Below are 23,529 nucleotides of genomic sequence, written 5' to 3' on the forward strand. Positions count from 1 at the left end.
ATGTGGTTCTCCCTCGACCTGAAAGGCCCGCGCCGCATGACCGACTCCAGGGGCCCCTCCGACCCCGGGCCCGACGTGCCCGGGACCCGGTCGACGGAGACGCAGCACCGCCACGGCGACGGAGTCGGTCGCGCGGCGGGCCTGACCACGCTCAGCGCCCTCCTCCCCGGGGTGGGTCTGCTCGGCACCTCGAGGCGACGCCTCGGCCTGGTGGTCGTGGGGCTGGCCGTGCTCAGCCTGGTCCTCGTGGTCGCCTACGCACTCACCAACGGGCTGACGACCACCGCCCTGCAGACGGCCGCGGACACCGGGCGGCTGCGGACCATCATGGTGCTGCTCGTCCTGGGCACCGTGGTGTGGGTGGCGGCCATCGCCCTCACGGCGCTCGCCGCCTCCCCGCGGCACACCTCGCGCGGTCAGCGGGCGGCGCTGTCCACGCTGACCGCCGTGCTCTGCCTCGCGGTGAGCGCGCCGGCGGCGCTGGGCGTCCGTTACATCTCCGCACACGTGGACGCGGTGGACAAGGTCTTCGACGCCGGCGGGGGGACGGTCGGCGGCGGCACCAGCGGGTCCACCCCGACCTCGGTGGTGGGGTCGGACCCCGACGACCCGTGGAAGGACCTGCCGCGGGTCAACGTCCTGCTGCTCGGTTCGGACGCGGCCGAGGCCCGCGAGGGCACCCGCACCGACACCATGATCGTGGCCAGCATCGACACCCGCACCGGTGACAGCGTGCTCTTCTCGGTCCCCCGCAACCTGCAGAACGTCCCGCTCCCGCGGGACAACCCGCTGCACCGGGTCTACGGCCCGGTCTACGACTGCGGCGACCAGTGCCTGATGAACAGCATCTGGACCGAGGCGGAGCTGACCGCGCAGGAGCACCCGGCGTGGTACGCCGACGACCCGACCCCGGGGCAGACGGCGACCCGCGAGGTGCTCTCGGGGATCCTCGGCATCCCCATCCATCACACCGTCATCGTCAACATGCGCGGCTTCGCCGATCTCGTCGACGCGATGGGGGGCGTGCTCGTCACCGTCCAGGAGCGCATCCCCATCGGGGGCTACACGTACACCGACGCCAACGGCACCCTGCAGCTGGACCCCACCTCTGACTACGAGTGGCTGGAGCCGGGCACGCAGCGGCTGGACGGCAGGCAGGCCCTGGCCTACTCCCGCTCGCGGGTGACGACCGACGACTTCTCCCGCATGCGGCGGCAGCGCTGCATGGTCGCCGCGGTGGTGGACCAGGTCGACCCCATGACCATGCTGCAGCGCTACCCGCAGATCATCGGGGCGGTGGGCGACAACGTCGTCACCGACCTCCCGCAGGAGGACCTGGACGAGTGGGCCGGCCTCGTGCTCGAGGTCCAGGACGGCACGATGCGCAGCCTGCCGTTCACGGGCGCCAACATCGACACCGTCGACCCGAACTACTCGCAGATCCGGGCCCGGGTCTACGAGGCCCTCCACCCGGCGCCCGAGCTGCCGGCGCCGGAGCCGACCGAGAGCGCGACGGCGACCGACGACGCCGCGCAGACCACCGAGCCGCCGGCCGAGGACGAGCCGACGACGACGGAGGAGCCCACGGACGAGCTCGAGGACGTCGGCGCCGTCTGCGACTGACGGCCCCGGGTATGCGGAAGGCCCCCGCCACCTCGAGGGTGACGGGGGCCTTCGCGGAAGGTCGTGGAACGGCCTGCCTCAGATGGGGCGAACGGTGTCCGCCTGCGGCCCCTTGGGGCTCTGGGTGACGTCGAACTCGACCCGCTGGGCCTCCTCGAGCGTCCGGTAGCCGTTGGTCTCGATGGCCGAGTAGTGGACGAACACGTCGGGGCCACCGCCATCCTGAGCGATGAAGCCGAAGCCCTTCTCCGCGTTGAACCACTTCACGGTTCCCTGTGCCATGGGATCTTCTTTCTGATGTGCTGTGCATGTGCAACCCTCCGCAGGATGCGGACGGTGGTGGTGGTGAACCCCCCAGCTCACTCGCAAGAAGATACAACGCCAACCAAGACACCACGCTATCAGCAGCGGGCCCCGATGGTCGCATCCGACGACCGTGCCATGATGGTCAGGACGCCAGGCTCGGCCCTCCGGGGCCGTCCGCGGCCTGGAGGGTTCGCATAGTGGCCGAGTGCAGGCGCCTTGAAAGCGCCCGAGGGAAACCTCCGTGGGTTCGAATCCCACACCCTCCGCCTCGAGGTCGGCGACCCGCCGCATGGCGTTCCCGACGGACGCCCGCGCCATCGCGCGGTAGGGTCGGGCCGAACGCAGACCCACGAGAAGGAGTCATCGATGCGCAACAAGCTGCTGCTGCTGGTCGGCGCCGCCGCCGGATACGTCCTCGGCGCCCGCGCCGGCCGCGAACGCTACGACCAGATCGCCGACCAGGCCAGCAAGGCCTGGGGCAACCCCAAGGTCCAGGAGACCGTGGAGCAGGTCAAGGCCAAGGCACCCGAGCTGGGCCAGAAGGTCAGCGAGCAGGCCAAGGCCACCGCTGACGGCGTGAAGTCCAAGGTCAGCGGGCACGAGGACACCGCCGGGGACGGCTCCTACGAGAACGCCACCGGCAGCCTGGACGGCTCCGGCGAGGCGACCATCGACGCCACCGGGTTCGGCCCGGGCGGGGAGAAGCTCCCCTGACGCGTCCCCGGACGTGACGAAGGCCCACCCCCCGGCACCCGGGTGGTGGGCCTTCGTCATACCCCCGCTCCCGGGGTATGCCGCGGCGCGGCTAGATCCAGAGCGCGGGCTCGTCGTAGAGCGCCTCCTGCGGGTCGCGCCCGAGCTCGGGCCGGCGCACCGTGGCCGGGATGCCGGTGGCGACCGCCATGGCGGGCACGTCCTTGGTGACGACCGCGTTGGCGCCCACCTGGGCGCCGTGACCGACGACGATGTCGCCAAGGATCTTCGCGCCGGCGCCCACCGTGACACCGTCGCCCAGGGTGGGGTGGCGCTTGATGGTCGGGTCCATGGACCGGCCGCCGAGCGTCACGCCGTGGTAGAGCATGACGTCGTCGCCGACCTCCGCGGTCTCGCCGATGACGACACCCATGCCGTGGTCGACGAAGAAGCGCCTGCCGATGGTCGCGCCGGGGTGGATCTCGACGCCGGTCGCCGCACGGGCCGCCTGCGACAGGAGCCGGGCGGGCAGACGCGACCCGGACACCCACAGGGCGTGGCTCGCCCGGTGCGCCCACAGCGCGTGCAGCCCCGGCGAGGCGAGCGCCATCTCGAGCCGGCTGCTCGTCGCCGGGTCACGGTCGACCGCCGCGTCCAGGTCCTCCCGGACCGCGCTCACGGCGCGACCCAGCAGCCCCGCGCCGCGTCGGGTTCCTCGGATCAGCCAGGCAGCCACGGTCAGTCCCGCAGGTCCTCGAAGAGGACCGTCGAGAGGTAGCGCTCGCCGAAGGACGGGATGACGACCACGATCGTCTTGCCCGCGTTCTCCGGCCGCCTGGCCACCTGCAGCGCGCCCCACACGTTCGCCCCGGAGCTGATGCCGGCGAGGATGCCCTCGTCGGTCGCCAGGGAGCGGGCGGTGCGCAGGGAGTCGTCGAGGGCGACGTCGATGACCTCGTCGTAGAGGTCGGTGTCCAGGATCTCCGGCACGAAGTTGGCCCCGAGGCCCTGGATCTTGTGGGGGCCGGGCTGGCCGCCGTTGAGGATCGGGCTGTCGGCGGGCTCGACGACCACCAGGCCCACGTCCGGCTTCTGCTCGCGCAGGTAGCGACCGGCGCCGGTGATGGTGCCGCCGGTGCCCACCCCCGCGACGAAGATGTCGACCTGGCCGTCGGTGTCCTGCCAGATCTCCGGGCCGGTCGTCTCGTAGTGCACCTTGATGTTGGCCGGGTTGGCGAACTGGCGCGCCCGGACCGCGCCGCGCTCCTCGGCGATCTCGTCGGCCTTGCCGACGGCCCCCTTCATGCCCTCCGACCCGGGGGTCAGCACGAGCTCGGCACCGTAGGCGCGCAGCAGGGTGCGCCGCTCCATGCTCATCGTCTCGGGCATCGCGAGGACGACCTTGTAGCCGCGGGCGGCCCCCACCATGGCCAGCGCGATGCCGGTGTTGCCCGAGGTGCCCTCCACGATGGTGCCGCCGGGCTGCAGCTCGCCGGCCTCGACGGCGGCGTCGATGATGGAGGCGCCGATGCGGTCCTTGACCGACGCGGCGGGGTTCTGGGACTCCATCTTGAGCAGGACCTGGGCGCCGTCGGCGATGCCCTCGGTGAGACGGTTGAGGCGCACCAGCGGGGTACCGCCGATGGCCTGGGTGATGTCGTCGTGGACACGCACGGGTGGAACCTTTCGTCGCAGGGTCAGCAGCAGGCTGCTCTCACCACGTTATACATCACTCAACACCCTGTTATTCCAGGTATGGCGCCCGTGCCGCGGCCCGTACCGCTGCGTCCTGCTGGTGCCGACGACTACGCTGCCCCCATGTCATTCGGAGTGCTGCAGGTCCTCGCCATCGTCGTCGCGGGCCTGGTCACGCTGGCCGCGGTCGCCCTCTTCGTCCGCACCGTCGCCGGCTTCGTCGCCCAGTTCCGTCTCGGGCAGCCCGAGCAGCGCACCGACGAGCCGCTGGCGCGCACGTCGACGCTGGTGCGTGAGGTGCTGGGACACACCCGGATGGCGCGCAAGCGCTGGGTGGCCGTGGCGCACTGGGTGGTCATGGTCTCCTTCGGCCTGCTCTTCCTCACCCTGGTCACCGCCTACGGCCAGCTGATCGACCCGCACTTCGTGCTGCCGCTCATCGGGCACTTCTGGCCCTACGAGTGGGCCACCGAGCTCTTCGGGTGGGGTGCCGTCATCGGCATCGTCGCGCTGATCGTGGTGCGGCAGCGGGAGCACCCCCGCACGCTCGGGCGCCGGTCCCGGTTCTGGGGCTCGACGTTCTGGCAGGCCTACGTCGTGGAGCTCGTCATCCTCGGCGTGGGTGTCTGCATCGTGGCGCTGCGCGCGCTGGAGTACGCCCTGGGCCGCGCGACCGGCGAGGAGTGGGCGAGCGCCCTGCACTTCCCGCTGACCGCCTGGCTCGGCGCCCCCCTGGCCGGGGCGTCGACGTCCACCCTGGAGGGGTGGATCGTCGCGGTGGCGCTGCTGAAGATCCTCATCTCCATGGCGTGGATGATCATCATCGCGCGCACCCCGACCATGGGTGTCGCGTGGCACCGCTTCCTCGCCTTCTTCAACATCTGGTTCCGCCGCCACCCGGAGGGCGCGACGTCGCTCGGTGCCGTGCAGCCCATCCGGGTCGGCGGCGAGCCGGTGGACTTCGAGAACATCGAGGAGCTCGACGAGGACGCCGCGCTCGGCGTCGGCAAGGTCGAGGACTTCACGTGGAAGGGCCTGCTGGACTTCTCGACCTGCACCGAGTGCGGCCGCTGCCAGGAGCAGTGCCCGGCGTGGCACACCGACAAGCCGTTGTCGCCCAAGATGCTGGTGAAGAACCTGCGCGACCAGCACCACGCCGTGGCTCCCTGGCTGCAGGCGGGCGAGGAGCACCGGGAGGCCGCCGCCAAGGCCCTGGAGTCGGCCGGCGGGCCGGGGGCCGAGGGCCTGCCCGAGCAGCTGCACGGCATCCCCACGACCGCGGTCATCGCCGCTCAGCGTCCGCTGGTCGGCGAGACCGAGGGCGACCCCACGGTGCCCGACGGCGGTGGCGTCATCGACCCGGACGTCCTGTGGTCCTGCACCACCTGCGGCGCCTGCGTCGAGCAGTGCCCGGTCGACATCGAGCACGTCGACGCGATCGTCGACATGCGGCGCTACCAGAACCTCATCGAGTCGGCCTTCCCCTCCGAGCTGGGCGGGCTGTTCAAGAACCTCGAGAACAAGGGCAACCCGTGGGGCATGAACGCCCGGCTGCGGATGGACTGGGCCAAGGACCTCGACTTCGACATCCCCGTGGTCGGCGAGGACCTCGAGAGCCTCGCCGAGATGGACTACCTCTTCTGGGTCGGCTGCGCCGGGGCCTTCGAGGACCGCGCCAAGAAGACGACCCGCGCGGTGGCCGAGCTGCTGCACACCGCCGGCGTGAGCTTCGCGGTGCTCGGTGACGGCGAGAGCTGCACCGGCGACCCGGCCCGGCGCAGCGGCAACGAGTTCCTCTTCCAGATGCTCGCGATGCAGAACGTCGAGGTCCTCAACGAGGTCGGCGCCACCAAGGTCGTCGTCACCTGCGCGCACTGCTTCAACACGCTGAAGAACGAGTACCCCCAGGTGGGCGGTCAGTTCGAGGTCGTCCACCACACCCAGCTGCTCAACCGGCTGGTGCGGGAGAAGCGGCTCACCCCGGTCTCCCGGCCGGACACCGCGGACTCCTCGGGTGCGGCCTCGACGGCAGGGTCGGTGACCTACCACGACCCCTGCTACCTCGGCCGGCACAACCAGGTCTACGCCCCGCCGCGCGAGCTCATCGGCGCGCTGCCCGGGGTGCAGCTCACCGAGATGCCGCGGCACGGCGAGAAGTCGTTCTGCTGCGGCGCCGGTGGCGCGCGCATGTGGATGGAGGAGAAGCTCGGCACCCGGATCAACCTCAACCGCACCGAGGAGGCGCTGGCGACCGGTGCCGACCGGATCGCCATCGGCTGTCCGTTCTGCCGGGTCATGCTCTCCGACGGCCTCACCCAGAAGCAGGCCGAGGGCGCCCGCGAGGAGGTCGAGGTCGTCGACGTCGCGCAGATGCTGCTCGCCGCCGTCCGCCGCGCCGACCAGGAGCAGCCCGACCCGAACCAGGAGGACGACGCCCCCGTCGCCGCACCGGACGCGCGGTAGGCCCGCACCGGACACGCGGTGAGCACGCACAGAACGCGCGTGCGGGGCAGTCCGGACGCGCGTGACGCTCAGCGGCCGATGTCGCTGCGGTGGAAGTTCGACCAGGAGCGGCTGGCGGTGGGTCCCCGCTGCCCCTGGTAGTGGCTTCCCTTCTGCGCGCTGCCGTAGGGCTGCTCGGACGCCGAGCTCAGCCGGAAGAAGCAGAGCTGGCCGATCTTCATGCCCGGGTGCAGCACGATCGGCAGGGTCGCGACGTTGGACAGCTCCAGGGTCACGTGCCCGGAGAAGCCCGGGTCGACGAACCCGGCGGTGGCGTGCGTCAGCAGCCCGAGGCGGCCCAGCGAGGACTTGCCCTCCACCCGCGCGGCGATGTCGTCGGGGAGACTGACCTCCTCGTAGGTCGACCCCAGCACGAACTCCCCCGGGTGCAGCACGAAGCTCTCCCCCGGGTCCACCTCGACGAGCCGGGTCAGGTCGGGCTGCTCCTGGGCAGGGTCGATGACGGGGTACTTGTGGTTGTCGAACAACCGGAAATAGCGGTCCAGCCGGATGTCGACGCTGGACGGCTGGACCATCGTCGGGTCCCACGGGTCCAGCCGGACCCGGCCGGCGTCGATCGAGGCGAGGATGTCGCGGTCGGAGAGCAGCACGACGACACCCTAACCGGGGGTGGCTTTGGTCGTGGCCGCCCGGGACGGTTACTATGACTGTCGCCTCGATCCGAGGCCCTGCGGGCGTAGTTCAATGGTAGAACATCAGCTTCCCAAGCTGAATACGCGAGTTCGATTCTCGTCGCCCGCTCCGAACGGCCCGCTCAGCGGCCGGATCCCCGCGCCTGTCCCGCCCGACCGGACCCCGTCAGGTGTGCGGTCACCCACTCCCCGTAGGCCGGCAGGCCGTCGACCACCGGCACGGCGATGATCTCCGGGACCTCGTAGGGGTGCAACGACTGGACCGTCTCGCGGAGACGACCCAGGGCGTCCCTCGACGTCTTGGCCAGCAGCAGCCACTCCTTGCTCTCGTGCACCTCGCCGCTCCAGCTGTAGATGGAGGTCATCGGCCCGAGCACCTGCACGCACGCGGCGGCCCGACGGGCCACGAGCTCCTCACCGATGTGCCTGGCGGACTCCATGGACGGCACGCTGACGCGCACCTCCAGGAGGTGCGAAAGATCGTTCATGTCCCCTGCTCCCTGCGGTCACGGTCACGGCGTCACGTCCGCCAGCGCGTCGGCGAGGATCGCCACGCCACGGGAGGCGTCCTCGTCGGTGATCACGCAGGGCGGCACCAGGTGCACACGGTTGGCCACCACGAGCGGCCACATACCTCGACCCACGCACCCGGCCTGCACCGCCTTCATGATGTCAGCAGAGGCGGGTTCGCGCGAGGCAGGATCGGCGACCAGCTCGACCACCCAGAACACCCCGAGCCCACGCACATCCCCGACCAACGGGTTGGTGCCCAGCAGCGCCGTGGCGGCGGGCCCGAGGCTGTGCTCCCCCACGTGCGCCGCGTGCTCGACGACCCCCTCCTCCCGCATGATGGTGATCGCCGCGACCGCGGACGCGGTGGCGAGCGCGTGACCGGAGTAGGTCAGGCCACCAGGGAACGGCCGGTCGTCGAAGGTGGCCGCCACCCGGTCGTCGATGACCACCCCGCCGAGCGGCACGTAGCCGGAGTTGACCCCCTTGGCGAAGGTGATGAGGTCGGGTCGCACACCGAAGTGGTCGAGGGCGAACCACGCCCCGGTCCGCCCGAACCCGGCCATCACCTCGTCGAGGATGAGCAGGATCCCGAACTCGTCGCACAGCGCCCGCACCCCCGGCAGGTAGCCCGGCGGCGGCACCAGGATGCCGTTGGACCCGACGACGGTCTCGAGGATGACCGCGGCGACCTGGTGGGGCCCCTCCGCCTCGAGGGTGTGCCGCAGGTGCAGCAGCGCGCGCTCGCTCTCCTCCTCCTGCGTGGAGGAGTGGAACTCGCTGCGGAACAGGTGCGGCCCCCAGAAGTGCACGACCCCCGGCATACCGGGCTCGCCGCCCCACCGGCGTGCCTCACCGGTGAGCGTGATCGCCCCGGCGGTCCCGCCGTGGTAGCTGCGGTAGGACGCGAGGACCTTGTGCCGCCCGGTGTGCGCCCGCGCCATGCGCAGCGCGTTCTCGTTGGCTTCCGCCCCGCCGTTGGTGAAGAAGAGCTTGCTCATCCCCTCCGGCGCGAGGCCCGAGATCAGCGCGGCGGCCTCGGCGCGGCTCTCCTCGGCGAACGCCGGGGCGACGGTCGTCAGCCGGCCGGCCGCCTCCGCGACCGCGGCCGACAGCCGCGGGTGCTGGTAGCCGATGTTGACATTGACCAGCTGGGAGGAGAAGTCGAGGAACCGGCGCCCCCGGTGGTCCCAGAAGTAGGCACCCTCGCCACCGGCCAGCGGCAGCGGGTCGATGGCCCGCTGCGCCGACCAGGAGGTCATCACGTGGGCCCGGGACAGCTCCCGGATCCGGGCGTCGCGGTCGAGGTCGGGGCTGGTCGTCATGGGAGCGACTCTAGGCCAGCCCCACCCCTGGTGCCCGCGGCGCGCGGACGGCAGGATGGGGTGCATGGCTGAGGCGCTGGCGCACACCACCGGGGCGAGCGAGCCCCCCTTGCTGGAGCAGACCATCGGCGACAACCTCGACGAGACCGCGCGCCGGCACGGCGCCCGGGAGGCGCTCGTCGAGGTCGCCAGCGGTCGTCGGTGGACGTATGCCGAGCTCGTGCACGACGTCGACCGGCTCGCCCGGGCCTTCGTCGCCTCCGGCGTCCGCCCGGGTGACCGGGTGGGCATCTGGGCGCCGAACTGCGCCGAGTGGACTCTCGTGCAGCTGGCCACCGCCAAGATCGGGGCCATCCTGGTGACGATCAACCCGGCCTACCGCACCCACGAGCTGGCCTACGTGCTGCGACAGTCGGGTGTCAGCACCGTCGTCGTCGCCCAGGAGTTCAAGGGCAGCGCCTACCCCGAGATGGTGGAGCGCGTGCGTGGCGAGTGCCCGGACCTCGCCCAGGTCATCGTCATCGGCGCCGAGAGCTGGGACGAGGTGCTGGCCGGCGCGCACCAGGTGAGCGCCGAGCGGCTGGCCGAGCTGCAGGCCTCGCTCGACCCCGGCCAGGCGGTCAACATCCAGTACACCTCTGGCACCACCGGGTTCCCCAAGGGCGCCACGCTCTCCCACCGCAACATCCTCAACAACGGCTTCTTCGTCGGGGAGGGGTGCCGCTACACCGAGCGCGACGTCATCTGCATCCCCGTGCCGTTCTACCACTGCTTCGGCATGGTGATGGGCACCCTCGCGGCGACCACCCACGGCGCCTGCATGGTCGTCCCCGGGCCTGGCTTCGACCCGGCCGCCACGCTGCGGGCGGTGCGCGACGAGCAGTGCACCTCGCTCTACGGCGTGCCGACGATGTTCATCGCCGAGCTCGAGCTCATCGACGCCGAGGAGGGCTACGGCACGGAGGACCTGGCGTCCGTGCGGACCGGCATCATGGCCGGCTCGCTGTGCCCGGCGTCGGTCATGCGCCGGCTCATCGACGCGGGCGTGGAGGAGATGACGATCTGCTACGGGATGACCGAGACGTCGCCGGTCTCGACGCAGACGGCGCCGGACGACCCGTTCGAGAAGAAGGTCGGCACGGTCGGCCGGGTCGGGCCGCACCTGGAGATCCAGATCGTCGACCCGACCACCCGCGAGGTGCTCCCGCGCGGGGTGCCGGGCGAGCTCTGCACGAAGGGCTACTCGGTGATGCTCGGCTACTGGGAGGAGCCGGAGCGCACCGCCGAGGTCCTGCGGGACGGCTGGATGGCGACCGGTGACCTGGGGGTCATGGACGACGACGGATATGTCGAGATCACCGGCCGCATCAAGGACATGGTCATCCGGGGCGGGGAGAACATCTACCCCCGGGAGGTCGAGGAGTTCCTGCACACCCACCCCGACGTCGTCGACGCGCAGGTCGTGGGGGTCCCCGACGAGCGCTACGGCGAGGAGCTCATGGCCTGGGTGCGGCTGCGCGAGGGCGCCGAGCCGCTCACCGCGGAGGCGGTCCGGGAGTTCTGCTCCGGCTCGCTGGCGCGCTACAAGATCCCCCGCCACGTGCAGGTCGTCGACGAGTTCCCGATGACGGTCACCGGCAAGGTCCGCAAGGTGGAGCTGCGCGAGCGCGGCGAGGCGCTGCTGCGCGAGCCCTGACACCCCACCGGGCGCCGCGCATGGTTGCCCCAGCCCCACCGGACGCCGCGCATGGTTGCCCCCAGCCCCACCGGACGCCGCGAATGGTGACTGGCAGGATCGGGTCATGAGCCTGGACTACGCACAGATGTTCCGTCTCGACGACCGGCACGCGGTGGTCGTCGGCTGCGGGGGGATCGGCGCCGAGATCGTCGGCGGTCTCGCCGCGCAGGGTGCCCGGGTCAGCTGCCTCGACAAGGACCCGGACGTCGCGCAGGCGGCGGCCGAGCGCGCGCCGGGAGGGGCGGCATACCCCGTCGACGTGCTGGACCCGGCTGACCTGGAGCGCTGCGCGACCGGGCTGGGCGACGTCGACGTGCTCGTCCTCACCCCCGCGATGAACGTCCGGAAGAGGCTGCTGGACTACACGGCCGAGGAGTTCGACCGTGTCGTCGACCTGAACCTGCGCGGCACCTTCCAGGCGGTGCGGGCGTTCGCGCCGCGGATGGTCGAGCGCGGTCGTGGCTCCGTCGTCGCCCTGACGTCCATCCGCGCGGTGACCGTCGAGCCGGGCCAGGGGGTGTATGCCGCGACCAAGGCCGGCGTGATGCAGCTGGTCCGCACGTGGGCGGCCGAGCTGGGGCCGGCCGGGGTGCGCATCAACGCGGTCGCTCCGGGCGTCGTGGCCACGCCGCTGACGCAGCAGATCCGGGACGACGCGGAGTGGGACCGGGCGTATGCCGAGAAGTCCGCGCTGGGGCGGTGGGCGCGGCCCGAGGAGATGGTCGGGGCGGTGGCCTGGCTGGCCTCGGACGCGGCGAGCTTCGTCACCGGCAGCCAGGTGATGGTGGACGGCGGCTGGACCGCAGTGGACGGCCGGTTCACGCCACCGGGGTGAACCGGGGCAGACCTCCTGGCGAACCGGGTGGGCACTCTGTGAGGCCGCGGTGAGCCGCGACAGACCTCACCGGGTGGGGTGCGGGGTTGTCGCTGCCCACGGGGACGTGCGGCAGGATGCACCGTCATGGACGAGACCATCCTGGGCCGCTTCGTCGTCGCCAAGCTCGACGAGATCATCGACGTCGTGGCGGGCATGGACGACGAGACCGCCAACGCCGTGCCGCCCCTACCGGGCGGCAACTCGGCATACCAGCTGCTGACCCACTGTCTCGGCATGGCGCAGCAGTGGACCCGCGAGCACATCGCGGGCGAGCCGACCGGGCGGGACCGCGACGGCGAGTTCCGCGCCAGCGGGGACGTGGAGACACTCGTGCTGCAGGCGCGGGCCTACCGCGGCGAGCTGGTCGGCGACCTGGCAGACATCGACTCCGCGCGCCCGCCGGCCGGACGCGCCTGGGGGCGTCAGCCGTTCTGGATCGGCACCGCCGAGGGCATCCTGCTGCACGTGCTGGAGGAGCTGTGCCAGAACCTCGGCCACCTCGAGATCACCCGCGACCTGGTGGTCTCGGCCAGGCACGCCGACGCGGGCTGAGGCGGCGGGCGCTCCGGTCAGGAGAAGACGATGGTGCGCCCCGAGCGCAGGACGACCCGGTGCTCGGCGTGCCAGCGGATCGCCCGGGAGAAAGCGGCCGCCTCGACCTCCTGGCCCTGCTGCGCCAGCTGGGCCGGGGTGAGCCGGTGGTCCACCCGGCGGAAGTCCTGCTCGATGATCGGCCCCTCGTCCAGGTCCGCCGTCACGTAGTGCGCGGTCGCACCGATGACCTTGACGCCGCGGTCGTGCGCCTGGGTGTAGGGCTTCGCGCCCTTGAAGCTGGGGAGCAGCGAGTGGTGGATGTTGATGATGCGGCCCGAGTAGTCGGCGCACATCGAGGGCGAGAGCACCTGCATGTAGCGGGCGAGCGCGATCGTGTCGACGTCGTGGGTGTCCACGATCTCGCGGAGGGCGGCCTCGGCGTCCGCCTTGGTGTCCGGGGTGACCGGCAGGTGGTGGAAGGGGATGTCGTGCCACTCCGCCAGCGCCCGGAAGTCCTCGTGGTTGGACACGATGGCCGGGATGGTGACCGGCAGCTGCCCGGTGCGGGTGCGGAACAGCAGGTCGTTGAGGCAGTGGCCCATGCGGCTCACCATGACGAGCAGCCGGTGCGGCTGCGCCCGGTCGTGCACCTGCCACTGACCGCCGAGACCGTCGGCGACCTCGGCGAGGCCCGCCCGCAGCGTCTCGATCTCGACCGGCGACCCCTCGCGCGTCGCCTCCATCCGTAGGTGGAACTCGCCGCTGCTCGGGTCGGCGAACTGCTGGCTGTCGGTGATCGTCAGGTCGTGCTCGAGCATCGCGCCGGAGACGGCATGGACCACCCCGCGGCGGTCCGGGCAGGACAGGGTGAGGACGACGTCGCGGCCGGTCTCGGCCGGTGCAGAGGTATGCGGTGCCACGCCGCGCGAGTCTACGTCCTGTCGGCGCGTCTCGGGGCGCGTGGCCGCTACGCGTCGGTGCGTGCAGACGGCGCGTCCGGTGCGTGCAGACGGCGCGTCCGGTGCATCCGGACCACGCGTCCGGTGCGATCGGGGCCGGGGTCGGTGCGATCGGGGCCGGGGTCGGGGCCGGGGTCGGGGTCGGGGTCGGGGTCGGGGTCAGGGGCGGGTCAGGGGCGGGCGGCGGAGGGGAAGGCGTCGAGGTAGCTGCGCCAGGTGCCGGCCGGCGTGGTGACGGTGCCGGCGGCGAGGACCGCCCTCACCATGGCGCGGGTCACCACCTCCCCCGACAGGTGCAGCATCCCGTGGAACACCTCCGGGTCCGGTCTCCCGCGGTCGCAGGTCGCGATCCCGAAGAGGCTGTCACCGTCGAACATCGTGTGGATCGGGTTCACCGCGCGGGCCATGCCGTCGTGACCGCTGGTCGCGAGCCGGGCGCACTGCGCCGGGTCGAGCGCGGCGTCGGTCGCGACGACCCCGATCGTGGTGGCCAGCGACCGGGGCACGCGGCTGGTGGCGTTGGCCTCCTCGGCGGCGGCCCGGGCCGCCTGCAGCTCCTCCGCCGTGGGCCGCTGAGGCCACCTGCCGTCAGGCCACTGACCGAGCCCGGTCAGGTCCTCGGGCACCAGGTGCCGGGCCCCCCAGAGCTCCCCGGTGGCCACGTCGACGGCGGAGCCCACGGCGTTGACGACGACCAGCGCGGCCACCGTCGTGCCGTCGGCCAGCACCCCGCTCGCGGTGCCCACCCCGCCGCGCAACCCGCCCACCTGGGTGCCCGTCCCCGCACCGACGTTGCCCAGCGGCACCTCCTGCTCCCCCGTCGAGCCGGCCGCCGCCTCGACCGCCGCACCGAGCGCCGCCACCCCGAAGCCGGCGTCGGGGAACGCCCCGAAGTCGCCGCCCCTGCCCAGGTCGAAGCAGACCGCGGCCGGGACGATGGGCACCACCTCGCCCGGGCCACCCATGGGGAAGCCGCGCCCGTCGGCGTACAGCGCGCGCATCACGCCGTCCGCGGCGGCGAGCCCGAAGGCCGAGCCGCCGGAGAGCACGACGGCGTGAGCGCGCTCGACGAGGTTGCGCGGGTCGAGCAGGTCGGTCTCCCGCGTCCCGGGCGCCCCGCCGCGCACGTCGGCCCCGGCGACGGCGCCGTCGGCCGGGCAGCGGACCACCGTGGTGCCCGTGAGCCAGCCGTCCCCGACCCGCTGGTGGTGGCCGACCGCGAGGCCGGGCACGTCGAGCAGCGAGTTCGTCGGGCCGGCGGTGCGCTCCATGGGCTCAGCCTGTCACGCGCTCAGCGCCGCCAGGATCTCCTCCACCTTGGCCTTGGCGTCCCCGAAGAGCATCTGCGTGTTGTCCCGGAAGAAGAGCGGGTTCTGGACCCCGGCGTAGCCGGTCGCCATCGACCGCTTGAACACCACGACGTCACGCGCCTCCCACACCTGCAGCACCGGCATACCGGCGATGGGGCTGCCGGGCTGCTCGATGGCCGCGGGGTTGACGGTGTCGTTGGCGCCGATGACGAGCACCACGTCCGTGCTGGCCAGGTCGCCGTTGATCTCGTCCATGCCGAGCACCACGTCGTAGGGGACCCGCGCCTCGGCGAGCAGGACGTTCATGTGGCCGGGCAGCCGCCCCGCCACCGGGTGGATGCCGAAGCGCACGTCGATGCCCAGCTCGCCGAGGCGCTCCACGAGTCGGGCGACCGGGTGCTGGGCGTGCGCGACGGCCATGCCGTAGCCGGGGGTGATGACGACCGAGCGCGCCTGCCGCAGCATCTCGGCCACCCCCTCGGCCCCCACCTCCCGGTGGGTGCCGGCCTCCTCCTCCCCACCGCTGCCCGGCACCGGGTCGGCACCGAAGCCGCCGGCGATGACCGAGACGAAGGACCGGTTCATCGCCCGGCACATGATCCAGGACAGGATGGCGCCCGAGCTGCCGACCAGGGCCCCGGTGATGATGAGCAGGTCGTTGCCGAGCATGAAACCCGCCGCTGCGGCCGCCCACCCGCTGTAGGAGTTGAGCATCGAGACGACGACCGGCATGTCGCCACCGCCGATGGAGGCCACGAGGTGTGCCCCGAGGGCCAGCGCGAGCACGGTGAGGAGCAGCAGCGGCAGCAGGCCGGGCACCGCCACGAACCACACCGACACCACGAGGCTGGCCAGCACCACCACCAGGTTGAGCAGGTGGCGGCGTGGCAGCATGAGCGGCGCGCTGCGCATCCGCGCGGACAGCTTGGCCCACGCCACGACCGAACCGGTGAAGGTGATGGCACCGATGAGGACGCCGGCCGCGATCTCGATCCGCTGGCTCACCCCGGCCGCACCGGCGTACCCGTCGCCAAGGAAGGTGTTGATGCCGACGAGCACCGCGGCCACCCCGACGAAGCTGTGCAGGATCGCCACCAGCTCGGGCATCCCGGTCATCGCGACCACCCGGGCGCGCCAGATGCCGACGGCCGCGCCCAGGGACATCGCCGCCGCGATGAGCAGCAGGGTCGTCACGGCGCCGCGTTCGGCGGTGCTCACGGCCAGCACCACGGTCGCGACGAGGGCGAGCGCCATGCCGGTCATGCCGAGCAGGTTGCCGCGCCGCGCGGACTCGTGCCGCGACAACCCGGCGAGGGCGCCCAGGAAGAGGAGCGCGGCGACGAGGTAGGCGGCGTCGACCGCCGAGGTCAGGGTCACGGCCGGGTCCTCCGGGTCTGTCGGGTCATCCCGGGCAGGCGGTCGGTCACGGCTCCGCCCTTCGGAACATCCCGAGCATCCGGTGGGTCACGGTGAACCCGCCGAAGATGTTGATGGAGGCCACCGTGATCCCGACCAGCGCGAGCGCGGTGACCCAGGTGCTGTTGCTCCCCACCTGCAGGATCGCCCCGACGCAGATGATGCCGCTGATGGCGTTGGTGACCGACATGAGCGGGGTGTGCAGCGCGTGGGTGACGTGGGAGATGACGTAGTAGCCGGCGATGACCGCCAGCGCGAAGACGGTGAGGTGCATGCGCAGCTCGTCGGGCGCGAAGGCGGCGCCCACCCCCGCCAGCACCGCCAGGACGAGCACGACCGCGCGGCGGCGGCGGGGGTCGCGCAGCACCTCGTCCGGGGTATGCCGTGCGGTCGCTCCCGCGGCGCTCTCCTCGGGTGCGGTCGGCGGTGGCGGGGCGGCCCTGACCGAGGCGGGCGGCGGTGGCCACAGCACCCGGCCGTCGTGGGCGACGGTCATGGCGCGGACGACCTGGTCCTCGAGGTCGAGCTCGAGCGGAGGACCGGTCGGCGCCGGGCCGGGTGGTGTCCCGGCCATCTCCTCCGCGACACCGTCGGCGCCGGGCGCCCCGGACGTCTCGGGGGCCAGCAGCGCGACGAGGTTGACCATGTTGGTGCCGTAGAGCTGGCTGGCCTGCGCGGGCATCCTCCCGGCCAGGTCGGTCCAGCCGAGGATCGTCACCCCACCGTCGGTGACGACCCGCTCGTCGGCCACCGTGCCCTCGACGTTGCCGCCGTTGGCGGCGGCCAGGTCGACGACGACGGACCCCGGCCGCATGGCACCGACCGTGCCGGCGTCGATGAGGCGCGGCGCGGGTCGGCCCGGGATCAGCGCGGTGGTGATGACGATGTCGGCCGTCATCGCCTCCTGGGCATAGAGCTCCTGGGTGGCCCGCTCGGCGTCCTCGGTGAGCTCCCCGGCATACCCGTCGGTGCGGCCACCTCCCACCTCGACCTCGAGCTCGACGAAGGTCGCGCCCATCGACGCGACCTGCTCGGCCACCTCGGGCCGCACGTCGAAGGCCCGCACCTGCGCACCCAGGGACTGCGCGGCACCGATCGCGGCGAGACCCGCGACGCCGGCGCCGACGACGAAGACCGTGGCCGGTGGGGTGGTGCCGGCCGCCGTGACCTGGCCGGCGAGCATGCCGCCGTAGTGGTGCGCGGCCTCGATGACGGCGCGGTAGCCGGCGAGGTTGGCCATCGAGCTGAGCGCGTCGAGGCTCTGCGCCCGCGAGATGCGGGGCACCGCGTCCATGGCCAGACCGGTCACCCCGTGGTCGGCCAGCGCGTCGAGCAGCTCCGGGGACCGTGCCGGGGCCATCAGCGCGGCCACCGCACCCCCGGGGCGCATGAGGGCCAGCTGCTCGGTCGTGGGCGCGTCGACCTGCAGGACGAGGTCCGCGGCCAGCGCCCCCGCCCGGTCGACGAGGCGGGCGCCGGCCTCGGCGTAGGCCACGTCGGGGCAGCTCGCCCGCTCCCCCGCTCCGTGCTCGACGAGCACCTCGTGCCCGCGCCGGCGCAGCGCGGTCACCGTGGCGGGCGTGGCGGCGACGATCGCCTGAGCCTCACGGGGCTCGCACGGTATGCCGATCAGCACGCCGCTCCCCCTCTCTGCGTCGAGTGTGGTCCAGCGTTGCTGACACTAGCCCTGCCCCCCGACAGACCGGCCGCGGACCCGCCGCACGAGCCCACCCTGACCCCACCCCGACGGGTGGGCCCAGGGTGTGCGGGGCCTCGGGGCCGCGGCCCCCACCCCGGCGGGTGGGACACGCGCCGGGCCTCAGGACGGCCGGCCCGCCCCGCGGGCGAGGTCCTGGGCGCTGCGGCCGGCGAGGGCGGCGTGCAGGTCGGGGATGGCCGCGACGAGGGACCGGGTGTAGTCGTGCCCCGGCTCGGTGAAGAGGCGCTCGGTCTCCCCGGTCTCGACGACCTGCCCGTCCTGCATGACCGCCACCCGGTCGCACACGTGGCGCACCACCGACAGGTCGTGGCTGACGAAGACGAGCGTGAGGTCGAGGCCGTCGACGATCTCGTCGACCAGGTTGAGCACCTGGGCCCGCACCGACACGTCCAGCGCCGAGACCGGCTCGTCCATGACGAGGATGTCCGGGTCGGGGGCGAGGGCCCGGGCGACCGAGATGCGCTGCCGCTGCCCGCCGGAGAACTGGTGCGGGTAGCGCCCGGCCGCCCCCGGGTCCAGCCCCACCCTGTCCAGCAGCTCCCTGACGCGGGCCTGGTGGTCTCCGTGGATCCCTTGCGCGACAAGGGGCTCGGCGATGATGTCCCGCACCCGCATCCGCGGGTCGAGGCTGCTCATCGGGTCCTGGAAGACCAGCTGCAACCGGGTCCGCAGCCAGCCCAGACGACGGGCCGGCTGGTCCCCGATCGAGCGGCCCTCGACCAGCACCTCCCCCGAGGTCGGCCGGTCCAGCCCGCAGACGAGGCGCAGCAGGGTGGACTTGCCCGAGCCGGACTCCCCGACGACACCGAACCGCTCGCCCCGGCCGACGGTCAGGCTCACGTCGCGCAGGGCCCGCACGACCGGCGGCGCCTCCCGCAGCGACGTGCGCGGCCGACGGAAGTCACGGCATACCTCGCGCAGCTCGATGGCTGGAGTGTCAGTCACGGCAGCTCACTCCTCACGAGGCCCGGTGCGGTGGAAGGCAACCACAGGCGACGCCCGGTGCGATGAGAGGCAACCACAGGCGACGCCCGGTGGGAGGGCGGTGCGTTCATGCGGCGTCCCCCGCCGGGTGGAAGCAGGCGTACCCCGCGGCACCCTCGTCCTGGGTGTCCCCACCCGGCGCCCGCCCCGGCCCCTCCACGCGGCCCGCGCCCCGCGGCGTCCACCCCGGCTGGGTCGCGCACTCCGCGGTCTCGTGGGCGCACCGGCTGCGGAAGACGCAGCCACTCGGGAAGCGCCCTGCCGCCGGCACCGTGCCGGGGATGGTCGGCAGCGCGGCCCGCTGCCGCCGGCCCTGCTCCCCGGTGAGGTCCGAGGCGCCGATGAGGCCCTGGGTGTAGCGGTGGCGCGGGTCGGCGAAGACCTGCTCGACCGGCCCGGCCTCGACGACGCGCCCGCCGTACATCACCAGCACCCGCTCGCAGACCGTCGCGACGACCGCGAGGTCGTGGGTGATGAAGAGCATCGCGGCGTCCCGTTCCTGCACCCCGCGCACGACGAGGTCCAGCACGGTGGCCTGCACGGTGACGTCGAGCGCCGTCGTGGGCTCGTCGCAGATGAGCAGCGCCGGGTCGTTGGCCAGGGCGATGGCGAGCACGACGCGCTGCCGCTGCCCGCCGGAGAGCTCGTGCGGGTAGGACCGGGCCAGGTGGGCGACGTCCGGCAGCCCGACCTGGTCGAGCAGCTCGACCGCGCGGGCGCGCGCCCCGGCCCGGTCCCGGGTGCCGTGGATGCGCATCACCTCGGCGACCTGGGCACCGACCCGCATCGTCGGGTTGAGCGCCGTCATCGGCTCCTGGAAGACCATCGACACCGCGTCGCCGCGCAGCCGGGCCATCTCCGCCTCGCCCACCTCGAGCAGGTTGCGGGTGGCCGGGGTCCGGCCGGAGAGCCGCACGTCACCGCGCGCGTGCAGCCCCTCCCCCAGCAGCCCCATGACGGCCAGCGCCGTGAGGGACTTGCCCGAGCCGGACTCCCCGATGAGCCCGACCCGCTCCCCGCGGGCGATCGAGAAGCTCACGTCGTGCAGCAACGGGGTGTGCCCCGCCCCCACGTCGAGGCCCTCGACGGCCAGCACCGTCCGGCCGGCGGTGTCGCTCATCGCCCCTCCAGCCTGGGGTCGAGCCAGTCGCGCAGCCCGTCGCCGAAGAGGTTGAACCCGAGCACCGACAGCGCGATGGCGGCGCCGGGGATGAGCGCGAGGTGCGGCGCCGAGCGCAGCGTGGTCTGCGCCTCGTAGAGCATGCGCCCCCAGCTCGCCTGCCCGGTCGGCGTCCCGAGCCCGAGGTAGGCCAGGGCGGCCTCGGCGAGGATGGCGATGGCGAAGGACACCGAGGCCTGGACGATGACGAGCCCGGCCACGTTGGGCAGGACGTGCCGCACCGCGATGCCCAGCGGTGAGCGGCCGGCGGCCCGGGCGGCCACGACATACTCCGTCCGCATCACCCCCAGCGCCCCCGAGCGGGTGATCCGGGCGAAGGCGGGGATGGTCGCGATGCCGATGGCGATCATCGCCACCCGGGTCGAGCCGCCGTAGAGCGCGGCGAACATGATGGCCAGCAGCAGGGCGGGGAAGGCCAGGAGCACGTCGTTGCCGCGCATGACGAGCTGCCCGAGCCAGCCGGGCGACATGGCGGCGAGGATCCCCAGGGGCACCCCGACGACGGCGGCGACGCCGACAGCCACGACCCCGACGAAGAGGGTGGTGCGGGCGCCGACGAGGATCTGGGTGAGCACGTCGCGGCGCAGCCGGTCGGTGCCGAGCCAGTGCTCGGCGTTCGGGGTCTGGTAGGGCTCGACGGGCAGCACCCGCATCGGCGCGTAGGGGGTCCACACGTAGGACAGCAGCGCCAGGACGACCACCGCGGCCACGATGGCCCCGCCGAGGACCAGCGAGGCGTTGAGGCGCCGCCCGGCCGAGCCCCCCGCCGGGGCGCGGCCGGTGTCCGCGACGCCTCCCGCGGGCGCCCCCTGGACCTCGCTCACCGCGACCCGGTCCGCAGCCGCGGGTCGATGACGAGGTAGAGCGCGTCGACGAGGAAGGTGATGAGCAGCGTCGCGACGACGAGCACCATGACCACGGTCTGGACGGTGAGGATCTCGCGCTGGGCGACCGAGTCGAGCAGCAGCGACCCCAGGCCCGGTATGACGAACACCCGCTCGATCACCACGGCACCGACGAGCAGGGTCGCCAGCTGCAGCCCCAGGACGGTGACCACCGGCACGGCCGCGTTGCGCAGGCCGTGCCGCCACAGGGCCTGCACCGGCCGCAGTCCCTTGGCGCGGGCCGTCCGCAGGTAGTCCTCGCGCAGCACGTCGAGGACGGCCGACCGGACGTAGCGCGCCAGGACGGCGGCCTGCACCCCGGCGAGCGCGATGGAGGGCAGCACGATCCGCTGCAGGAAACCGACCGGGTCCTGCGCCGGCACCACCCAGCCCCCGCTGGGCACCCAGCCCAGCCGGACCGCGAACACCGAGATGAGGACGATGCCGGCGAGGAAGGCGGGGATGGCCACGCCGACCTGCGAGGCCGCCGACATCAGCACGCCGTCGACGTGCCGGTGCCGCACCGCCATCCAGATGCCGACGGGCACGGCGACGACCACGGCCAGGAGCATCGAGGCGGCCACGAGGATGAGGGTGACCTGCAGCCGGTCGGCGATCTGCGGGCCGATGGCCGCCTTGGAGATGAACTCGATGCCCGGGTCCAGGGTGAGCATGCCGCGCATCCAGTCGAGGTACTGCACCACCACCGGCCGGTCCAGCCCGAACTGCTCACGCAGCGCCGCGACCGACTCGTCGGAGGCGTTGATCCCGAGCGCGACGCGGGCCGGGTCGCCGGGCAGCACCCGCATGAAGGCGAAGACCAGCACCGAGGCCGCGAGCACGCTGAGCACGAAGACCATCGCGCGGTGCAGGAGCCTCAGGACCATGCGAGCACTCTAGGTCGCCCCTGGTTCTGGACAGACGATTCTGGGCCACGGGTCCCAGATTCCTTTGTCCAGAAGTGCAGGTCACTCCCGGGCGAGGTCGCCGAGGTCGAAGGATTCGGTGATGGCGTTGGTCGGCAGACCGGTGATGTCCGGGTCGGCCACCATGAGGTTGGGCAGCAGGAAGAGGAAGTCGGCGGCGGCGTCCTCGCTGATGAGCGCGGCCGCCTCCTGCAGCTTCGCGACCTGCTCCTCCTCGGTGCCGGTGTCGGCCTCCTCGAAGAGGGTCTGGATCTCCTCGGTGCCGTAGGTCGTGTAGTAGTCCGGGCTGCCGAACACGTTGGCCATGTCCCGAGGCTCCACGTGCGCCACGATCGACATGTCGAAGTCCTTGTTGGTGAAGACCGTCTCCAGCCAGGCAGCGGGGAACTCCAGCTCGTCGATCGTCACCTCCAGCCCGACCTCCTCGAGCATGGACTCGACGACCGTGCCGCAGGACACGGCATACGGCAGCGTCGGTATGCGCAGCCGCAGCTCGGTGCCCTCCGCGCCGGCCTCGGCGATGAGCTCCTCGGCGCGGGCCGGGTCGAAGGGGAAGTCGCCGGTGCGGTCCTCGTACCACGGGTCGGTCGGCGGGACCATCGAGCCGATGAGCTCACCGCGCCCGGCCCAGCAGGTGTCCAGGAGCGCCTGGTGGTCGATGGCGTGCCGGACCGCCTCGCGCAGGGCGGGATCGGCGAGCGGGTTGCCCTCCTGCTGGTTCATCGACAGCACGACCTCGCCGTTGGTGGTGCCCTCGATGATCTGGAAGTCGCCCCCCTCGAACTCGGCGAGCGACTCCGGCGCCTGCACCGTCGACACGACGTCGATGGCGTCGGTGAGCATGGCGTTGTTGAGCGCGTTGGCGTCCTGGAAGTAGCGCATCTCCACGGTCGCGAAGTAGGGCGCGTCCCCGTGGTAGTCGGGGTTGCGCTCCAGGGTGATCTGCGAGCCGCGGTCCCAGGCCTCGAAGGTGTAGGGGCCGGTCCCGATGGCCTCCTCGGCCAGGTCGTCGACGCCCTCGGTGTCGAACATCGCGCCCACCCGGGTGGTGAGCGCGTAGAGGAAGGAGTTGGACGGCCGCGACAGGGTGACCTCGAGGGTGGTGTCGTCCACCGCCTCGACCGACTCCACGACGTCCAGCTGGGACTTCAGGCTCACCGTCCACGCGTCGGAGGACACCCGCTCGAGCGAGAAGGCCGCGTCCTCGGCGGTGAACTCGCTGCCGTCGGAGAAGGTCACGCCCTCCTCCAGCGTGAAGGTGTAGGTCAGCCGGTCCTCGCTCACCTCCCAGTCGGTGGCGAGCGCCGGCACGATCTCGCCGGTCTCCTGGTCGACGGTCACCAGCGTCTCGTAGACGTTGTCCAGCAGCAGCTGCGGGATCGCCGCCCCGTCGGTCGTGGTGAAGTCGAGGCTCGCGGGCTCGGCGACGAGGCCCACCCGCACCGTCTCGTCCGACCCGCCGGAGGCGCCCCCACCGGTCTCGCCCGCGCTCTCGCCGCCGGCCTCCGAGCCGCCCTCCGCGCCACCCCCGTCAGCGGTGCCGTCCGGGCTGGTCCCTGCCCCGGCGTTGCAGCCGGCGAGCAGGGCGGTGGCCGCCACGGCGGCGAGCAGGGAGCGAGTTGTCGTCGACGTCCTCATGCGCCCCATCATCGGGTATGCGTCCCGGGCGCGCCACCGCCCCTCGTCTAGGCTCG

21 protein-coding genes and 2 tRNA genes are annotated in these 23,529 nt (G+C 72.6%); 8 read left to right on the forward strand and 15 right to left on the reverse strand.

Annotation, left to right across the window (positions count from 1 at the left end):
- Positions 1–36 precede the first annotated feature (36 nt).
- Positions 37–1,623, forward strand: a complete 1,587-nt coding sequence (locus tag EUS26_RS01480; RefSeq protein WP_130011386.1) for an LCP family protein — start codon at positions 37–39, stop codon at positions 1,621–1,623.
- Positions 1,624–1,701: 78 nt separating this feature from the next.
- Here the strand turns inward: EUS26_RS01480 and EUS26_RS01485 are convergent, their stop codons facing one another.
- Positions 1,702–1,905 (reverse strand): cold-shock protein, encoded by a 204-nt coding sequence (locus EUS26_RS01485; protein ID WP_130011387.1) that lies wholly within the window; start codon positions 1,903–1,905, stop codon positions 1,702–1,704.
- A gap of 207 nt (positions 1,906–2,112) precedes the next feature.
- Between EUS26_RS01485 and EUS26_RS01490 the strand changes: the two genes are divergently transcribed.
- Together EUS26_RS01490 and EUS26_RS01495 are read left to right on the forward strand one after the other, a co-directional pair.
- Positions 2,113–2,195 (forward strand) — tRNA-Ser (locus EUS26_RS01490).
- Positions 2,196–2,295: 100 nt separating this feature from the next.
- Complete coding sequence (locus EUS26_RS01495) at positions 2,296–2,643, forward strand: YtxH domain-containing protein (RefSeq protein ID WP_130011388.1); 348 nt, start codon at positions 2,296–2,298, stop codon at positions 2,641–2,643.
- Positions 2,644–2,734: 91 nt separating this feature from the next.
- On the opposite strand, the gene epsC is transcribed toward EUS26_RS01495, so the two are convergent.
- Both epsC and cysK read right to left on the reverse strand, forming a co-directional pair.
- Positions 2,735–3,343: a serine O-acetyltransferase EpsC gene (gene epsC / locus EUS26_RS01500; protein WP_130011598.1), complete on the reverse strand. Its 609-nt coding sequence runs from the start codon at positions 3,341–3,343 to the stop codon at positions 2,735–2,737.
- 17 nt (positions 3,344–3,360) lie between these two features.
- Positions 3,361–4,296: a cysteine synthase A gene (gene cysK, locus EUS26_RS01505; protein ID WP_130011389.1), complete on the reverse strand. Its 936-nt coding sequence runs from the start codon at positions 4,294–4,296 to the stop codon at positions 3,361–3,363.
- Positions 4,297–4,440: 144 nt separating this feature from the next.
- Between cysK and EUS26_RS01510 the strand changes: the two genes are divergently transcribed.
- The gene (locus EUS26_RS01510) at positions 4,441–6,780 is read left to right on the forward strand and encodes a (Fe-S)-binding protein (RefSeq protein WP_130011390.1); all 2,340 of its coding nucleotides are present in this window, start codon (positions 4,441–4,443) and stop codon (positions 6,778–6,780) included.
- A gap of 68 nt (positions 6,781–6,848) precedes the next feature.
- On the opposite strand, the gene dcd is transcribed toward EUS26_RS01510, so the two are convergent.
- Positions 6,849–7,430, reverse strand: coding sequence for a dCTP deaminase (gene dcd / locus EUS26_RS01515; protein ID WP_130011391.1), 582 nt, complete (start codon positions 7,428–7,430; stop codon positions 6,849–6,851).
- 80 nt (positions 7,431–7,510) lie between these two features.
- On the opposite strand from dcd, the gene EUS26_RS01520 reads away from it, so the two are divergent.
- Positions 7,511–7,581: transfer RNA gene (locus EUS26_RS01520), tRNA-Gly, on the forward strand.
- 13 nt (positions 7,582–7,594) lie between these two features.
- Here the strand turns inward: EUS26_RS01520 and cutA are convergent.
- Both cutA and EUS26_RS01530 read right to left on the reverse strand, forming a co-directional pair.
- Entirely contained in the window at positions 7,595–7,960 is a 366-nt protein-coding gene (gene cutA / locus EUS26_RS01525) for a divalent-cation tolerance protein CutA (protein ID WP_130011392.1), read from the reverse strand.
- Between the two features lie 24 nt (positions 7,961–7,984).
- Positions 7,985–9,307, reverse strand: coding sequence for an aminotransferase class III-fold pyridoxal phosphate-dependent enzyme (locus EUS26_RS01530; protein WP_130011393.1), 1,323 nt, complete (start codon positions 9,305–9,307; stop codon positions 7,985–7,987).
- A gap of 64 nt (positions 9,308–9,371) precedes the next feature.
- On the opposite strand from EUS26_RS01530, the gene EUS26_RS01535 reads away from it, so the two are divergent.
- From EUS26_RS01535 to EUS26_RS01545, 3 genes are all read left to right on the forward strand, one after another.
- Positions 9,372–11,003, forward strand: coding sequence for an AMP-binding protein (locus EUS26_RS01535; RefSeq protein WP_202864998.1), 1,632 nt, complete (start codon positions 9,372–9,374; stop codon positions 11,001–11,003).
- Between the two features lie 106 nt (positions 11,004–11,109).
- Positions 11,110–11,880: an SDR family NAD(P)-dependent oxidoreductase gene (locus EUS26_RS01540; protein ID WP_130011395.1), complete on the forward strand. Its 771-nt coding sequence runs from the start codon at positions 11,110–11,112 to the stop codon at positions 11,878–11,880.
- Between the two features lie 126 nt (positions 11,881–12,006).
- The gene (locus EUS26_RS01545) at positions 12,007–12,474 is read left to right on the forward strand and encodes a mycothiol transferase (RefSeq protein WP_130011396.1); all 468 of its coding nucleotides are present in this window, start codon (positions 12,007–12,009) and stop codon (positions 12,472–12,474) included.
- A gap of 17 nt (positions 12,475–12,491) precedes the next feature.
- On the opposite strand, the gene purU is transcribed toward EUS26_RS01545, so the two are convergent.
- The 9 genes from purU to EUS26_RS01595 form a co-directional block, all read right to left on the reverse strand.
- Positions 12,492–13,376 carry a formyltetrahydrofolate deformylase gene (purU, locus tag EUS26_RS01550; protein WP_130011397.1) on the reverse strand — a complete coding sequence of 295 codons (885 nt, stop codon included), beginning with the start codon at positions 13,374–13,376 and terminating at the stop codon, positions 12,492–12,494.
- 209 nt (positions 13,377–13,585) lie between these two features.
- Positions 13,586–14,686: a P1 family peptidase gene (locus EUS26_RS01560; protein ID WP_130011398.1), complete on the reverse strand. Its 1,101-nt coding sequence runs from the start codon at positions 14,684–14,686 to the stop codon at positions 13,586–13,588.
- 12 nt (positions 14,687–14,698) lie between these two features.
- Positions 14,699–16,102 carry a Re/Si-specific NAD(P)(+) transhydrogenase subunit beta gene (gene pntB / locus EUS26_RS01565; RefSeq protein WP_130011399.1) on the reverse strand — a complete coding sequence of 468 codons (1,404 nt, stop codon included), beginning with the start codon at positions 16,100–16,102 and terminating at the stop codon, positions 14,699–14,701.
- A 46-nt stretch (positions 16,103–16,148) separates the two neighbouring features.
- The gene (locus EUS26_RS01570; RefSeq protein ID WP_130011400.1) at positions 16,149–17,777 is read right to left on the reverse strand and encodes a Re/Si-specific NAD(P)(+) transhydrogenase subunit alpha; all 1,629 of its coding nucleotides are present in this window, start codon (positions 17,775–17,777) and stop codon (positions 16,149–16,151) included.
- Positions 17,778–17,960: 183 nt separating this feature from the next.
- The gene (locus EUS26_RS01575; RefSeq protein ID WP_130011401.1) at positions 17,961–18,806 is read right to left on the reverse strand and encodes an ATP-binding cassette domain-containing protein; all 846 of its coding nucleotides are present in this window, start codon (positions 18,804–18,806) and stop codon (positions 17,961–17,963) included.
- Positions 18,807–18,912: 106 nt separating this feature from the next.
- A complete protein-coding gene (locus EUS26_RS01580) occupies positions 18,913–19,965 on the reverse strand; it encodes an ABC transporter ATP-binding protein (RefSeq protein WP_130011402.1) in 1,053 nt (350 codons plus the stop codon).
- Complete coding sequence (locus tag EUS26_RS01585) at positions 19,962–20,849, reverse strand: ABC transporter permease (protein WP_130011403.1); 888 nt, start codon at positions 20,847–20,849, stop codon at positions 19,962–19,964. Before EUS26_RS01585 ends, EUS26_RS01580 begins: the two co-directional genes overlap by 4 nt.
- On the reverse strand, positions 20,846–21,796 hold the full coding sequence (locus tag EUS26_RS01590; RefSeq protein ID WP_130011404.1) for an ABC transporter permease: 951 nt from the start codon (positions 21,794–21,796) through the stop codon (positions 20,846–20,848). Before EUS26_RS01590 ends, EUS26_RS01585 begins: the two co-directional genes overlap by 4 nt.
- 81 nt (positions 21,797–21,877) lie before the next feature.
- Positions 21,878–23,473, reverse strand: a complete 1,596-nt coding sequence (locus EUS26_RS01595; RefSeq protein WP_130011405.1) for an ABC transporter substrate-binding protein — start codon at positions 23,471–23,473, stop codon at positions 21,878–21,880.
- Positions 23,474–23,529 lie beyond the last annotated feature (56 nt).

This window comes from Serinicoccus sediminis (assembly GCF_004153545.1).
Classification (GTDB): Bacteria; Actinomycetota; Actinomycetes; order Actinomycetales; family Dermatophilaceae; genus Ornithinicoccus; species Ornithinicoccus sediminis_A.

Coding starts and splice junctions, on each gene's coding strand:
- EUS26_RS01480 (WP_130011386.1), top strand. CDS start 37: ATGACCGACTCCAGGGGCCCCTCCGACCCCGGGCCCGACGTGCCCGGG.
- EUS26_RS01485 (WP_130011387.1), bottom strand. CDS start 1,905: ATGGCACAGGGAACCGTGAAGTGGTTCAACGCGGAGAAGGGCTTCGGC.
- EUS26_RS01495 (WP_130011388.1), top strand. CDS start 2,296: ATGCGCAACAAGCTGCTGCTGCTGGTCGGCGCCGCCGCCGGATACGTC.
- EUS26_RS01510 (WP_130011390.1), top strand. CDS start 4,441: ATGTCATTCGGAGTGCTGCAGGTCCTCGCCATCGTCGTCGCGGGCCTG.
- cutA (WP_130011392.1), bottom strand. CDS start 7,960: ATGAACGATCTTTCGCACCTCCTGGAGGTGCGCGTCAGCGTGCCGTCC.
- EUS26_RS01530 (WP_130011393.1), bottom strand. CDS start 9,307: ATGACGACCAGCCCCGACCTCGACCGCGACGCCCGGATCCGGGAGCTG.
- EUS26_RS01535 (WP_202864998.1), top strand. CDS start 9,372: ATGGCTGAGGCGCTGGCGCACACCACCGGGGCGAGCGAGCCCCCCTTG.
- EUS26_RS01540 (WP_130011395.1), top strand. CDS start 11,110: ATGAGCCTGGACTACGCACAGATGTTCCGTCTCGACGACCGGCACGCG.
- EUS26_RS01545 (WP_130011396.1), top strand. CDS start 12,007: ATGGACGAGACCATCCTGGGCCGCTTCGTCGTCGCCAAGCTCGACGAG.
- EUS26_RS01560 (WP_130011398.1), bottom strand. CDS start 14,686: ATGGAGCGCACCGCCGGCCCGACGAACTCGCTGCTCGACGTGCCCGGC.
- EUS26_RS01580 (WP_130011402.1), bottom strand. CDS start 19,965: ATGAGCGACACCGCCGGCCGGACGGTGCTGGCCGTCGAGGGCCTCGAC.
- EUS26_RS01590 (WP_130011404.1), bottom strand. CDS start 21,796: ATGGTCCTGAGGCTCCTGCACCGCGCGATGGTCTTCGTGCTCAGCGTG.
- EUS26_RS01595 (WP_130011405.1), bottom strand. CDS start 23,473: ATGAGGACGTCGACGACAACTCGCTCCCTGCTCGCCGCCGTGGCGGCC.